At 73.9% G+C, this 13,718-nt stretch carries 13 protein-coding genes; 5 read left to right on the plus strand and 8 right to left on the minus strand.

The features are described from left to right. Nucleotides 1–39 precede the first annotated feature (39 nt). Nucleotides 40–885: a Rossmann-fold NAD(P)-binding domain-containing protein gene (locus ABD223_RS25940; protein ID WP_344039108.1), complete on the minus strand. Its 846-nt coding sequence runs from the start codon at nucleotides 883–885 to the stop codon at nucleotides 40–42. Beyond that, a complete protein-coding gene (locus ABD223_RS25945; RefSeq protein ID WP_344039109.1) occupies nucleotides 882–1,289 on the minus strand; it encodes a nuclear transport factor 2 family protein in 408 nt (135 codons plus the stop codon). Before ABD223_RS25945 ends, ABD223_RS25940 begins: the two co-directional genes overlap by 4 nt. A gap of 87 nt (nucleotides 1,290–1,376) precedes the next feature. Here ABD223_RS25945 and ABD223_RS25950 point away from each other — a divergent pair, with 87 nt between their 5' ends. Then, complete coding sequence (locus tag ABD223_RS25950; RefSeq protein WP_344039110.1) at nucleotides 1,377–1,985, plus strand: TetR/AcrR family transcriptional regulator; 609 nt, start codon at nucleotides 1,377–1,379, stop codon at nucleotides 1,983–1,985. 74 nt (nucleotides 1,986–2,059) lie between these two features. Here the strand turns inward: ABD223_RS25950 and ABD223_RS25955 are convergent, their stop codons facing one another. Further along, a complete protein-coding gene (locus tag ABD223_RS25955; RefSeq protein ID WP_344039111.1) occupies nucleotides 2,060–3,106 on the minus strand; it encodes an AfsR/SARP family transcriptional regulator in 1,047 nt (348 codons plus the stop codon). A gap of 173 nt (nucleotides 3,107–3,279) precedes the next feature. On the opposite strand from ABD223_RS25955, the gene ABD223_RS25960 reads away from it, so the two are divergent. Both ABD223_RS25960 and ABD223_RS25965 read left to right on the plus strand, forming a co-directional pair. Next, the gene (locus tag ABD223_RS25960; RefSeq protein ID WP_344039112.1) at nucleotides 3,280–3,720 is read left to right on the plus strand and encodes an RICIN domain-containing protein; all 441 of its coding nucleotides are present in this window, start codon (nucleotides 3,280–3,282) and stop codon (nucleotides 3,718–3,720) included. Beyond that, nucleotides 3,708–3,833: a hypothetical protein gene (locus ABD223_RS25965; protein WP_344039113.1), complete on the plus strand. Its 126-nt coding sequence runs from the start codon at nucleotides 3,708–3,710 to the stop codon at nucleotides 3,831–3,833. The genes ABD223_RS25960 and ABD223_RS25965 overlap by 13 nt, the downstream gene beginning before the upstream one ends. A gap of 51 nt (nucleotides 3,834–3,884) precedes the next feature. On the opposite strand, the gene ABD223_RS25970 is transcribed toward ABD223_RS25965, so the two are convergent. From ABD223_RS25970 to ABD223_RS25985, 4 genes are all read right to left on the minus strand, one after another. After that, a complete protein-coding gene (locus ABD223_RS25970) occupies nucleotides 3,885–4,253 on the minus strand; it encodes an MmcQ/YjbR family DNA-binding protein (RefSeq protein ID WP_344039114.1) in 369 nt (122 codons plus the stop codon). A gap of 42 nt (nucleotides 4,254–4,295) precedes the next feature. Beyond that, on the minus strand, nucleotides 4,296–7,532 hold the full coding sequence (locus tag ABD223_RS25975) for a GH92 family glycosyl hydrolase (RefSeq protein ID WP_344039115.1): 3,237 nt from the start codon (nucleotides 7,530–7,532) through the stop codon (nucleotides 4,296–4,298). 302 nt (nucleotides 7,533–7,834) lie between these two features. After that, nucleotides 7,835–8,137, minus strand: coding sequence for a DUF1540 domain-containing protein (locus ABD223_RS25980; protein WP_344039116.1), 303 nt, complete (start codon nucleotides 8,135–8,137; stop codon nucleotides 7,835–7,837). Between the two features lie 313 nt (nucleotides 8,138–8,450). Further along, the gene (locus tag ABD223_RS25985) at nucleotides 8,451–10,091 is read right to left on the minus strand and encodes a cellulose binding domain-containing protein (RefSeq protein WP_344039117.1); all 1,641 of its coding nucleotides are present in this window, start codon (nucleotides 10,089–10,091) and stop codon (nucleotides 8,451–8,453) included. 236 nt (nucleotides 10,092–10,327) lie between these two features. Here ABD223_RS25985 and ABD223_RS25990 point away from each other — a divergent pair, with 236 nt between their 5' ends. Then, nucleotides 10,328–11,707, plus strand: coding sequence for a glycosyl hydrolase family 18 protein (locus ABD223_RS25990; RefSeq protein WP_344039118.1), 1,380 nt, complete (start codon nucleotides 10,328–10,330; stop codon nucleotides 11,705–11,707). A gap of 76 nt (nucleotides 11,708–11,783) precedes the next feature. After that, a complete protein-coding gene (locus ABD223_RS25995; protein WP_344039120.1) occupies nucleotides 11,784–12,725 on the plus strand; it encodes a DNA polymerase domain-containing protein in 942 nt (313 codons plus the stop codon). A 237-nt stretch (nucleotides 12,726–12,962) separates the two neighbouring features. On the opposite strand, the gene ABD223_RS26000 is transcribed toward ABD223_RS25995, so the two are convergent. Then, complete coding sequence (locus tag ABD223_RS26000) at nucleotides 12,963–13,682, minus strand: hypothetical protein (RefSeq protein WP_344039121.1); 720 nt, start codon at nucleotides 13,680–13,682, stop codon at nucleotides 12,963–12,965. Between the last annotated feature and the right edge of the window lie 36 nt (nucleotides 13,683–13,718).

A 13,718-nucleotide genomic window follows, 5' to 3' on the forward strand; every position in this document is an offset into this window, starting at 1 on the left:
CGTTGAAGGCCACCGGCGCCTCGCCGGCGCACCGGCTGGTCACCGCCGCGCTGGTGGTCGCGCGGCGGGGGTGAAGGCGTCGCGGTGCGCCGCGACGAACTCGCCGAACGTCCGGGCGGGGCGGCCGGTGACGGAGGGCGCGGTGTCGGTGACGCGGTCCTCGGCGCCGTGCCGGATCGCCTCGTCCAGGCCGGCGAGCACTCGGGCGAAGTCGTGGGGGGTGCCCGAGTCCGCCAACCGGTCGGTCAGCGCGTCGGCGCTGACCGACCGGTGGCGCACCGGCAGGCCGGTCACCCGGGTGATGATCGCGGCGGCGTCGGCGTAGGACAGGGCCTCGGGGCCGGTGATGAGGTGGTCGGTGTCGTGGGGCTCCGGGTCGGTCAGGGCGCGGGCGGCGACCGCGGCGATGTCGCCGGCGTCGACGAACGCGACCCGCCCGTCCCCGGTGGCGGTGACGATCTCGCCGGTGGCGCGCAGGCCTCGGGCGAGGAGGTGGTCGCCGGTGAAGTTCTGCATGAACCAGGAGGGGCGCAGGACGGCCCACTCCGGCACGGCGGTGCGGACCAGGCGGGACAGGGCGCCCAGGCCGGTGTCGGACTCCTCGACGGCGGAGGAGCCGAGCAGCACCACGCGGCGCAGGTCGCCGAGCGCGAGGAAGGGCGCCACGATCGGCGCCGGGTCGGTGACGCCGAGCGGGGCGACCAGGTAGGCGCGGTCCACGCCGCGCAGCGCGGGCCCGTGCGTGGCCGGGTCGTGCCAGTCGAACCGGACGTGCTCGGCGGCCGTGGGCGTGCGGGTGGCGATGCGCAGGTCGGTCGTGCCGCGCAGCAGGTCGACGAGGCGGCGGCCGGTCGTGCCGGTGCCGCCGATGATCAGCGCGGTCACGCGGCCGTGCCCTTCCCGAAGCCGGTGTCCGGGATGGCGGCGGGGCTCCAGTAGTCGCGGTAGCGGGTGATCCGGCCGTCGCGGGCGGTGATCACGGCGACGTAGGGCATCCGGTAGCCCGCGCCGGTGGCGACGAGCCGGCCCTCGACCTCGAACTCGGCGACGACGACCTCGGGGTCGGCGGTCCGGTGCACGGTCAGCGCGGTGACCGCCTCGGGCGCGAGGTGGTCGGTGTAGTCGCGCAGGTAGTCGCGGACGGCTTCGCGGCCGACCAGGCGGCGCGGTTCGGCCGAGGCGAACGGGAACTCCATCACCCCGTCGTCGGCCCACAGGTCGGCGAACCCTCCCATGTCGTGGGCCAGGACCAGGCGCAGCGCCTCGTCGACGATCTCACGTGCGTTCACGGCGATGCCTCCAGTTGGACGGAACGGTACCGTCCCGTCCAACCTACGCGGGACGGTACCGTTCCGTCCACCCCTATGCTGGGCCGCATGAGCGAGCACCTCCGGCGGACCCCGACCGGCGCCGCCGTCCTCCAGGCGCACAAGACCTCGGCCATCACCGAGGCGGTGCTGGACGAGCTGGCCGAGCACGGCTACGGGCGGCTGTCGATGGAGGCGGTGGCCAAGCGGGCGGGCGTGGGCAAGAGCGCGCTGTACCGGCGGTGGCCCGCGAAGCAGGACATGGTGGTCGCGGCGCTGTCGGAGTTCAGCGTGCCGCTGGCCGAGGTGCCCGACACCGGGTCGCTGCGCGGTGACGTGCGCGCGACGCTGGGTGCGCTGCACGGTTGGCTGACGCACCCGAGGTTCGCGCGGATCCTGCCGGACCTGGCGGCGGAGGCGGCGCGCAACCCGGCGCTGGCGCGGGCGGTGGAACAGGCCGTCGGCGAGCCCCGGCGGGCGCGGGGCGCGGAGACGCTGGCGCGGGCGGTGGGGCGCGGCGAGCTGCCCGAGGACCTGGACGTGGACCTGGCCCTGGATCTGGTGGCGGGCCCGCTGTACTGGCGGCTGTCGGTGCGCCGCGTCGAAGCGGGCGAGGACCACCTCGACCGGTTGACCGAGGTGTTGCTGCGCGCCCTGGGCGCTCGCGCGACGAGTTGATCGAGCTGTGTGACGCGTTGACCGCCCCGAGGGGGAGGCGATGCCGTGGCACCGGGTGAGGGGGTGCCCCGCGCTCACGGCGGCGGGGCGTTCACGGCGGGGATCGGGGGCAGCGGGTTCCGCGACGGCAGGGTCCGGCGCGGTGGGCTTCGGACGCGGTGGGCTTCGGACGCGGTGGGGCCGGTGCGGTGGAAGCCGGTGCGGTGGGCGTCGGGCGGGATGAGGCCGGCGTGGTGGGCTTCAGGCGTGACGAGGCCGGTGCGACGGGCGCGGTGCGGTGCGGGCGGCGCTTCGACCGGCGCGGTGAGCGCGGGGTCGGCTTCCAGGATGCGGCCGTGCAGTTCCCGCAGCGCGGCGCCGGGCTCGGCGCCCAGCTCCTCGACCAGCCGGTCCCGGACCCGGCGGTAGTGCGCCAGCGCGTCCGCGGTGCGCCCGGCGCGGTGCAGGGCCAGCAGGTACTGGCCCGCGACCCGCTCGTCCAGCGGGTGTTCGGCGGCCCGCGCGGACAGTTCGGCCACCAGCTCCCCACCCCGGCCCGCGCGCAGCACGGCGTCGGCCGGCTCGTGCTGCGCGGCCAGGCGCTCCTGCCGCAGCCGGTCGCGCTCGGCCTCCGCCCAGTCCCCGGTGACGCCGGTCAGCGGGTCGCCGCGCCACAGTTCCAGTGCCCGCGCCAGGTCCTCGGTGGACGCGTGCACGCGCAGGGCCCGGAACCGGTGCAGGTCGACCGCCCCGCCGACGGCAACCCCGCCAACGGCAGCCCCGTCGGATCCCACGCCGTCGGATCCCACGCCGTCGGATCCCACGCCGTCGGATCCCACGCCGTCGACCCCTGCCCCGTCGACCCCTCCCCCGTCGACCTGGAGCACGTAGCCGCCCGACCGGCGCGTCAGGCTCACCACCCCGGCGGCCTGCCGCAGGCGTGAGAGGTAGGTCAGCAGCGTGGCTCGGGCGCGCAGCGGCGGGTCCTCGCCCCAGACGCGCCGGACCAGGCGCTCGACCGGCACCACCCGCCCCGCGTCCACCGCCAGCGCCGCCCACGCGCACCGCTGCCTGGGCGGCCCCAGGTCGACCGGGCGGCCTCGCACGAGCAGGGCCACCTCACCCAGCAAACGGATCTCCACCACGGTTCCCCCCACGGCGCCCAGCGATAGTCCCCTGTCACCTGGATACCTGCTCTCAGCAGGGGTTTCGAGGAAATCACCGAGGAATCACACGATCGAGTCGGCACGGTGGCGGTCGTCAACGGCGGTTCGCGAACCGGGAGGGCGCGAACCGCGAGACCACAGGGGGAACCATGGGGAAGACGATCGCCGGTCTGCTCGCGCTGGGCCTCGCGCCGGCCCTCGCGCCGGGCGCGACCGCCGAGGAGGCGTCCGCGCTGCTCCCGCCGCGACCGGCCGTCGGGGGCGGTGACGCGCAGCGGTCCGACGCCGTGCGGACCAGGATCCGCAGCCTGCACGGCGACCGGGGCCAGTGCCTGGACGCCGACTCCCGGAACGGCGGCAACGGCACTCGCGTGCAGGTGTGGCGGTGCAACGGCACCAGCCAGCAGGTGTGGATCGCCGAGGGCTGGCAGCTGAAGAACGAGCGGTTCCCGGGGATGTGCCTCGACGCCGACCTCAACGGCGGCGGGGCGAACGGGACGCGACTCCAGCTGTGGCGGTGCAACGGGGAACCCAGCAGCACTGGGCGCTGCGGCCGAACGACCCGGCCATCTACAACATGCGGTTCCTGAACGACTACCGGACGGTGGTGGACCGCGACCCCGCGCAGGTCGACGGCGCGGAGGTCCGGCTGTGGCAGAAGAACTCCCAGTCGCAGCAGTGGTGGCAGTTCGAGGCCGCCTGAGGCGCGAGCCGGAAGGGGGTGGGTGCGGGGTCGCACCCACCCCCCGGGCCGCTAGCGCCGGGCGTGGGGCCTGGTCACCGCCCAGTCGGGCACCTCGGCGACCAGGTCCTCGGGCGCGGACAGCCGCCACGCCTCGAAGACCAGCTCGGACAGCTCGTCCAGCTCGACGCCCGCCAGGTGGACCACCACCCAGCCGAAGCCGCCGGACGTGAACTGCTCCTCGAACACGTCCGGCCGCTCGGACACCAAAGCCCGCTGCTCCGACAGGGTCTGCTTCAGGCCGACGGTGCTCGTGCGCGGCCAGTGGTAGCCGAACCGCTTGCCGCGCACGCTGAACGAGGTGTGCTGCTCGCCCTGCGCCCGCCCCACCTCGGCCAGCCCGTCCAGCAGTCGGAAGAACTCGTCGTCGCGCACCGTCACCGCAACCCCCCGGAAGTCGTGGTGGGCGAGTATATGGCCCGGTCACGACAGCGTGATCGCGTACACCTCCACCCGGGGGTCGTCGGGCAGCGTCACCGAGTGCACGGTCTTCGCCGGGTCGAGCGGCACGGTGACGCCGAACAGCCGCACCGGTGGGCCGTCCACGCCCTGGCCGGCCTTGATGCGGTGCGGCATCTCCAGCACCGCCGCGGCGCCGGAACCCGCCCAGTCGGGCACGGTCACCGCCGCTTCCGCGGTGCTGCCGTCGGCGTAGCGCACGACCAGGCCGGTGGTCACCGGACCGTTGTGCGAGGCCGCCACCAGCCGCAGCGCGCCGTGGGCGCCGGCGGGCAGCAGCAGCGCCTGCCCGCGTGCCTCGACGAAGTTGGCGGTCGTGCCGGACGGGTCCGGCGCGGCGTAGGTGGTGCCGCCCCGGACGACCGGTCCGGTCGGCAGGAGCGCCGCGTCGTAGCTCCAGCCCTGGCCGTCGAAGTTGCCCTCCGCCGATCGCGCGACCGTGGCCGTGCCGTCGTGGTTGGCGTCCGGCGCCAGGTCGACGGCGCACTGCGCGCCGGCGGTGACCGCGCACGTCGCGGGTTCGCGCACCTCGACCACCGCTTCGCGGACGACGGTCTCGGGGCCGCGGGCGGTGACCCGGACCGGGTAGGACCCGACCGGGGTGCCGGCGGGCACGGTCACGGTCAGTTGCGCGGTGCGCTGCACGGGCAGGCGGTTGGACTTGATCACGAGCGTCCGGTCGACGGCGACGGACCACCCGGCGGGCGCGGTGGCCGACAGGCCGACCGGGACCGCGCCGGGCGCTTGGGCCAGCACGTCCAGCGACAGCGTCGTCGTCCGCGCGGTGTCGGCGGCGGGCATGACGACCGACGACTCGCGCAGCGCCGCGGCCAGGGCCCGGCGGTCGTCGGGCCGTTCGCGGTTCACCGACGGCGGCCGGTCGCCGGTCCCGGTGCCCCAGTCGGACGGCGTGGCGCCGAGCCGGTGCGCCAGGGTGCCGCCGCGCAGCACGTCGTCCCAGCGCAGCCAGGTGGCGCGCACGTCGCGGCCGTTGAGGGCCACGCGCTGCACGTACCGGTTGGTGTCGCTCGCGCCCGGCGCGGTGATGTCCAGCGTCGTGCCGCGTCCGGTGTGGACGGTGGCGGACGGGAACTGCGGGCTGGACAGGGCGAGGAAGTCCGCGCCGCTCATCGTCGGGTACAGGCCCAGCGACGAGAACACGTACCAGGCCGACATGGTGCCGAGGTCGTCGTTGCCGGTCATGCCGTCCGGGCCGGTGGTGAACAGGGTCATCGCGGCCCGGACCACGGTCGCGGTCTTCGCGGGCGCGCCGACCGACAGGTAGAAGTACGGCGCGAGCAGGTCCGGTTCGTTGTTCGGGTTGTAGGTGGGCTTGCCGTAGTAGTCGTAGGGCTGGGTGATCCAGTCGGTGCGGACCGTGCCCTCGGGGTCGGTGAGCAGCTTGTCGTAGGCGAAGAAGGCGTCCAGCCGCCGTTCGGTGGCCTGCCTGCCGCCCATCAGCTCGACCAGGCCGTCGGGGTCCTGCGGCACCAGCCACTGGTACTGGAACGCGCCGCCCTCGTGGAACTGGTGGCCGGCGTCGACCGGGTTGTACGGCGACACCCAGGTGCCCTCGGTGGTGCGCGGGCGGAAGTGGCCGGTGCCGGAGTCCCACAGGTTGCGGTACCACTGGCCGCGGCGGGCGAACAGGCCGGCGTCCTCGTGGTGGCCGAGGCCGCGGGCCATCAGCGCCAGCGACGCGTCGGCCGCCGCGTACTCCAGCGTCGCCGACGCCGGGTGCACGCAGTCGTTGTCGCCGCCCTTGTGGGCGCAGTCGACGCCCGGTTCCAGGCCCGAGGGGATGTAGCCGCGGCCGGCGTAGTGCTCCACGCCGGAGCGGCCGTTGTAGGGCGAGTCGGCCGGGGGCGTGCTGGTGGCGTTGCGGCGCAGCAGGTCGTAGGCCTCCTGCTCGTGCCCGGCGAGCAGGCCCTTGGACCACGCCTCCACCAGGAACGGCGTCACCGGGTCGCCGGTCATGATGTTGGTCTCGCTGTTGGCCAGCGCCCACCGCGGCAGCCACCCGCCGTCGCGGCCGGCGGCCACCACCGACAGCGCCACGTCCCGCGCCACGTCCGGGCGCAGCAGCTCCAGCAGCTGGTTCTGCGGGCGGTAGGTGTCCCACAGGGACAGGTTCTGGTAGGGCGTGAAGTCCTGCGCCACGTGCGTCTCGCCGTCGAACCCGACGTAGCGGCCGTCGACGTCGCCGGCCAGGTTCGGGTGCAGCAGCGAGTGGTACAGCGCGGTGTAGAACGCGGTGCGCCGCTCGGTGGTGCCGCCGCCGATCTCGACCGAGCGCAGCGCCTCGTCCCACGACCGGTGCAGGGCGTCGCGGGTGGCGTCGAAGTCGTGGGAGTCGCCGGTCTCCGCGGCGAGGTTGCGCCGCGCGCCCTCGACGCCGGTGTAGGACAGGCCGACCTTGAGCACCACGTCCCGGTCGGTCGTGGTGTCGAAGGTGACCCAGGCGCCGTTGCCGCCCTCGCCCGCCGCGTCCGGCACGCCGGGTGCGGTCGTGGCGCCGCGCCACGTGCCGAAGCTCGCGAACGGCCGGTCGAAGGTGGCGGTGAAGTACACGGTGTGCTCGTCGTGCCCGGCGCAGAACCGGCCCGCGCGCACCCGGCCCTCGATGGTCCGGTCGCCGACGACGTGGACCTCGGAGTCCAGGACCTGCTGGTTGGCCTTGCCGGTGTTGAACAGGACGTTGGCCTGGGCCGTGGCGGGGAAGGAGTAGCGCTGCCACCCGGTGCGCGGCGTCGCGGTCAGCTCGGCGTCGATGCCGTAGCGGGACAGGCCGACCCGGTAGTAGCCGGGGCGGGCCTCCTCGTCGTCGTGCGAGTAGGCCGACCGGTAGCCGTTGGTGTCAACGTTGTCCACCGGGCCGGTCGTGGGCATGACCGGCAGCTCGCCCGCGACACCGCAGCCCACGCCGGACAGGTGGGTCTGGCTGAAGCCGTGGATGTGGCCCTGGAGGTAGTCGTAGCCGCCCTGGCCGCCGGTGTCCGGGCTGACCTGGACCATGCCGAACGGGGCGCTCGCGCCGGGGAAGGTGTTGCCGAAGTTCTGCGTGCCGATGAACGGGTTGACCAGCGAGGTGGGGTCGTCGGGGGCCGCGGCGGCGGTGGTCGGGGGCGCGCCGGCGACCAGGCCGGCGGCGAGGAGGGCCGCCGGCACGAGGGCGGCGGTGCGGTGCGACGGCAGAGGCATGGGCAGGGACCTCTCCTTTGACAACGTTGTCAGATCATGGCGGCGGGGCCACGGCTTCGAACGCTGTCACGGGTCCGGCGCGGGTGTCAACGGCACGGGGTCCCGACGGCGCGGGTTCAGCGACGCGGGTGTCGACGGCGCGCGGTGCCCACGGTGCGGGTGTCGACGGCACGGGCGCTCACCTCGCGGGTGTCCACTGCGGAGACGCGGCCCGTGAGGACGCGGCCCGCGGGACGCGCTCCGCGCCGCGCCGGGAGCGCCGCACCCGTACCGGCGCGGCGCTCCCCGGGGGTCGCGATCCGCTAGGCCTTGGTGTAGGTCAGGCAGTTGGCGTCGTGGCTGCCCTCGCCGGGGGCGACGCGCACGCCGCCGGGCGCGGTGCACTCCAGCTCGCGGTTGTGGACGCAGTCCGTCCGCGAGCAGGCGCCCACCTGGGCGACGGCGCGCGGCAGGCCGCCCTTGCGGGCCAGCGGGATGAAGGTGGCGCAGTCGGCGGCGCCGTCCTCACCGCTGACGGTGATCGCGAAGGCGTGGCAGCCGTCGTGGTTGTAGGAACAACCGGTGACGGTGCACTCGTTGACGGCAGGCATTTCTGTGGTGGTCATGACCGCTCCTCCGGACCTCTTGATCGGCGAACCCGACGTTCCCACCGGTTACCCGGCCCCGCAACTCGAAAACATTTAGGCGAGCCTTACCTAAATGGGCGGAACAGGTTTCACGTTCATCGAAACGATGAGGTAACACCAGGTCAGCGAGCCGTCAAAGGTGCTCCCGAGAACGCGCCGGTGTCACCGGAATTCACCCGCGACACCGACCACGCCGCTCACCGCGATTGCTTTCAGCGCGGCCGACCGCCGCTATCCGACCACCGCCGCCCGAGAAGTCGACCGGACGAGCGAGGTCCGGCCGAATACCGAGTCACGGCGTCACCGGGACGTTGGTCAACCCGGTCACCGCGCGGGTGACGGTGTTGGAGGCGTGCACGACGTTCGGCAGGCCCGCGCACTTCGACGTCGAGGTGATGCGGATGGCGTACCGGCCGACGCCGCCGAGGTCGGAGCGGTTGCCGCGCCAGGTGTTGCCGCAGCCGTTGGGGAACGACGGCGTGGTGACCGGGTTGTGGGTCTCGTAGCCGTTGGCGAACGTGCCGGGCGCGGCGAAGGTCCCGGTGTTGTCCTCGATCAGGTAGCCGGAGCCCTTCACGTCGACCCAGGAGTCCGCCGAGTTCTGACCGGAGATGCCGGTGCCGTCGAAGGTGTTGCCGCGGACCACACCGCCGGAGGTGCCCTCCTTCACGTCGACCGGCTCGGCGGTGACGTGCGGCCCGACGTGGTTGCCCAGCACCTGCACCCGGTCGCTGCGGTCCACTCCCCCGGTGTTGCCGTGGCAGTCCCAGTTGGAGTGGGCGGACCCGATGTAGACGCCCTCGCCGTAGCCGGGCTGCGCCAGGCCGGTGTGGCTGATGGTGGAGCCGCGCAGCACGCCGTCGGAGGAGGAGCGGCGGAAGTGCACGGCCTCCTCGTCCACGTGGTGCACGCGGACCCGGTCGATCACGGTGTGGTGGGAGTCGTCGACGACGATGCCCTTCTTCGACTCGCGCACGGTGAACCCGGTGAGGTTCCAGTGCGGCGCGCCGTGCAGCCACAGCCCGTAGCCGGGGTCCCAGCCGGGGGTGGGCACGGGGCAGGACGGGCCGCTGCCGGAAGGTCCGTCGTTGACCAGCACCGCGTCCGCCGGACCGGTCAGGGTGATCGGCGCGGCGGCCGTGCCGGGCGAGGTGGCGGCGAACGAGCCCCGGTAGAGGCCGGGCGCCATCCGGATCGTCACCCCCGGCGCGGCGGCGGCGAGCGCGGACCGCAACTGCTCGGCGGTGGCGACGTCCACGGTGGACCCGGCGGGCGCGGTGGTGGCGGTGACGGCCTCGCTGGGCGCGGAGAGGTTGCCCGCCGCGTCACGCGCCCGCACGGTGAACACGTGCGCCGCGCCGGGCAGCAGGCCGGTCGCCGTCGCCGAGGTCGACGCGGTCGTGGCGACCACGGCACCGCCGGAGAGCACCTGGTAGTCGACGACGCCGACGTCGTCGGTGGCCGCCCGCCAGGCCAGCGACACCGAACCGGCCGTCACCGCGGTCACCACCGGCGCGGCGGGAGCGGTGGGCGGCGTCGCGTCCCGGGCGGGACCCCGGCACGGCACACCGCCGACCAGGCAGTTCACCGGCAGCCCGGAACCGCTGACCGTGAAGCCGAACCCCACCGCGCCGCCGGGCGGGATCCGACCGTTGTGGGGGGCGTTGGCGAACCGGTGGCGCTGACCGTCGCGGGTCAGCACCGAACTCCAGGAGTTGGTCACCGAGGTGCCCGGCGGCAGGTCGAACTCGACCACCCACCCGGCGCTGTCGGCGTCGCCGGTGTTGGTCAGCGCGATCCGACCGCCGTAACCGGTGCTCCACACCGAATCCTGGCCGAACTCCGCGGTCACCCGCGCCGCCGCGGCGGACGCGGGTACCGGGACCAGGGCGCAGATCACCGCGATGAGCAGCGCCGGGACAACTCTTCTCATGCCGTCGCACCTTCCGGTAGCGGGCCGAGCGGGGATGTCGCGGCCCACCCCCTCGTGGACCCGCCCTTCATAGCAAGCCACGGCACTCCCGGTCACCCCTCCCGAGCCGGCGCCGGGCGGCCCGCACCCCGCTCCCCGATCCGATCCGGCCCCCACTTTTATCGTGACTTGAATCAAGCCATCCAGTAAAGTTCCACCCGGTCGCCGCCAGAACGACCTTGGAAAGGCACACGCCCATGCGTTCCTCGGCACCGACCCGGCGGCCACGCCTGCGAGCCGCCGCCCTCGCCCTCACCACCGCGGCAGCCGGCCTCACCATCGCCACCACCGCGCCCACCGCGCACGCCGCCCTGCCCACCGGCTTCAAGAGCGTCGGCTACCTGCCCTCCTGGGCCGGCAACGTCACCAGCGTCCAGTACACCAAGCTCACCCACATCAACTACTCGTTCGCCCTGCCCAACGCCAACGGCACCCTCCAGGGCATCCCCGACCCCGGCAAGCTCACCTCGCTGGTCACCCTCGCCCGCGCCAACGGCGTCAAGGTCTCCCTCGCCATCGGCGGCTGGAACGACGGCAACGACTCCGCCTTCGAAGCCCTCGCCGCCAACGCGGGCACCCGCACCACCTTCGTCAACAGCGTCGTCAACGTCGTCAACCAGTACGGCCTCGACGGCGTCGACATCGACTGGGAATACCCCGACCCCGGCGCGTCCGCCACGAACTTCACCACCCTGATGAGCCAGCTCTCCGGCGCCATGCGCAGCCGCGGCAAGCTCCTCACCGCGGCCGTCGTCTCCGGCGGCGGCACCGCCGAAGGCGTCCAGACCGCCGTGTTCGGCCACGTCGACTGGCTCAACATCATGGCTTACGACGGCGGCAGCCCCCACGCCAACTACGACTGGTCCATCGCCAGCGCCAACTACTGGAAGGGCCGCGGCCTGCCCGCCGCCAAGACCGTCCTCGGCGTGCCCTTCTACAGCCGCCCCGGCTACTACACCTACGCCCAGCTCGTCGCCATGGACCCCGCCAACGCCAACCGCGACTGCGCCACCGTCAACGGCGCCCAGCAGTGCTACAACGGCCTGCCCACCATCCGGCGCAAGACCCAGTGGGCCCTCGCCAACGCCGGCGGCATCATGAACTGGGAGCTGTCCCAGGACACCACCGGCAGCACCTCCCTGCTCAACGCCATCTTCGAGACCGCGGGCGGCGCCAACCCGCCCACCGGCCGCACCGGCCCCATCACCGGCATCGCGGGCAAGTGCGTCGACGTCGCGAGCGCCAACACCGCCAACGGCACCGCCGTGCAGCTGTGGACCTGCAACGGCTCCAACGCCCAGAACTGGACCGTCGCCACCGACAGCACCATCCGCGCCCTCGGCAAGTGCCTCGACATCACCAGCGCCGGCACCGCCAACGGCACCACCGCCCAGCTCTGGGACTGCAACGGCACCGGCGCCCAGAGCTGGCAGGCCCAGTCCAACGGCACCCTGCGCAACCCCGCCTCCGGCCGCTGCCTCGACGCCACCGGCCAGAGCTCGGCCGACGGCACCCGGCTCCAGATCTGGGACTGCGCCGGCGGCGACAACCAGGTGTGGCGCCTGCCCGCCGCCTGACCCCCGCCGCGGGGCGAGCCGGGTGCGCGCCCCCACCCGGCTTGCCCACCCCGACCCGAACGACCAGGGTTGGGGAATGGGTGACGAACGCGACGGCGTCGCGCTGACCAACCTCGACCAACCGCTGTTCGACGGCGCCGAGGCCACCAAGGGCGACCTCGTCGACTACCTCGACGCGATCCACGACAAGATCATCCCCGCCCTCGCCGGCCGACCGCTGTCCGTGGTGCGCGTGCGCCCCGGCCAGGAACCCTTCACGCAGAAGAACCTCCCCAAGCACACGCCGCCCTGGGTCCGCGCCACCACGCTCTGGGCCGAGACCTCCCGGCGCGAGATCCGCTACGCCCTCTGCGACGACCGCCGCACCCTCCTGTGGTTCGCCAACCAGCGCGCCGTCGAGTACCACGTCACCCTCGGCCGCGCCGACGCCCTCGACCGCCCCACCCACCTCGTGCTCGACCTCGACCCGCCCGAGGGCGCCGGCTTCGACGCCGTGGTCGCCGCCGCCCGGCTCGTCCACCGGGCCCTGACCGACGAGGGGCTGACCGGCCTGGTCAAGACCAGCGGTTCCAAGGGCGTGCACGTCTTCGTGCCCGTCGACGGCACCGACGACGACGTGGCCGCCGCCACCCGCGCCCTGGCCGCGCGCGCCGAACGACTGGACCCCGGCATCGCGACCACCGCGTTCATCAAGGACGATCGCGGCGGGCGCGTGTTCCTCGACTCCACCCGCGCCCACGGCGCCACCGTGGCCGCCGCCTACAGCCCCCGCATCCGCACCGGCGCGACCGTGTCGTTCCCGGTGTCGTGGGACGACCTCGACTCCGTGACCCCGGCCGACTTCACCCTCCGCACCGCGCCCGGCCTGCTCGGCGGGGGCGACCCGTGGCACGGGCGGATGCCCGCGCCGCAGCGGCTGCCCGACGACCTGGTGGCCGAGGGGCGCGCCATCCCGGTCGCGCGCGTCCAGGCGATGCACGAGGGCAAGCGGCGGGCGCGGGCCCTGCGCGGCGAGTAGCCGGTTCGGGTTCCGCCGGGTATCGGCTCGCCCGTGCCCGCTGTCGGCCCGTGCCCGCTGTCGGTCTGTGTCAGGTGTCGACCTGTGCTCGTTGTGGGCCTGTGCCCGCTGTCGGGTTGCCCACCCGTCCACCCGGAAGCATTTATTTCAGGCAACACTGAAGGTATCGAGACCGTTGTCCCTGCGCAACGCCGACGGGCGGCGCGACCCGTCGGGGCCCCGCCGCCCGCCAAGGGGTCAGCTCACGTATGCGGCGCCGGTCGCCGACGCCTTGGCGGCGGCCGGCTGGCCGTCGAAGACGCCGCGCCAATAGCCGGCGTTCGGCTCCGCCACGTACGCCGTGTAGACGTAGTGGGCGTTGTGGAAGTACTGGGAGGTCACCGTGGCGACCGTCGTCCAGGTGGCGGCGTCGGGCGAGTACTCGACGCGGAGCACCGGCGCCGTCGGCGGCAGCACGCGGCTGGGGAAGCCGATCGAGCCGTAGAACTTCACCCGGCCGTCCGGTTCCCGGGTGGCGCTGATGGTGCTGTGGCTGGTCAGCTGGAGCACGCCGACCCGCGGCGTCAGCGTGCTCGTGCCCGCCAGGTCGCCCTGCCCCGGCCAGGACGGGGAGAAGTACAGGTAGAGGTAGGCCGAGCGGGGCGGGGCGAACTGCGCCAGGAAGTACCCGCCCGGACCGGAGGTGGTCGAGGCGCCGCCCCACACCTGCGTGCACGCGGTGTCGGCGCACGCGCGGATGCCGATGTAGCCGCCCGGCACCCCGACCGGGCCGCTCGCCGAGTCCTTGGTCAGCCGACCCGAGAGGGTGACCGACTGGCCCGCGTCGACCTCCGTCGCGTCGACCGACGCGGTGAGCTGCGTCGGCGTCGGCGGGTCGGCCGACGCGGGCGAGGCGGCGAGGGTGGCGGCGGCGAGGGCGCCGAGCACCGCGACCGCGAATCTTCGAGGATGAGTCATGTTCTCCCCAAGCAGAGTTCGTGATGTCGTCCTGCA

This window comes from Saccharothrix xinjiangensis, assembly GCF_039527585.1.
Classification (GTDB): Bacteria; Actinomycetota; Actinomycetes; order Mycobacteriales; family Pseudonocardiaceae; genus Actinosynnema; species Actinosynnema xinjiangensis.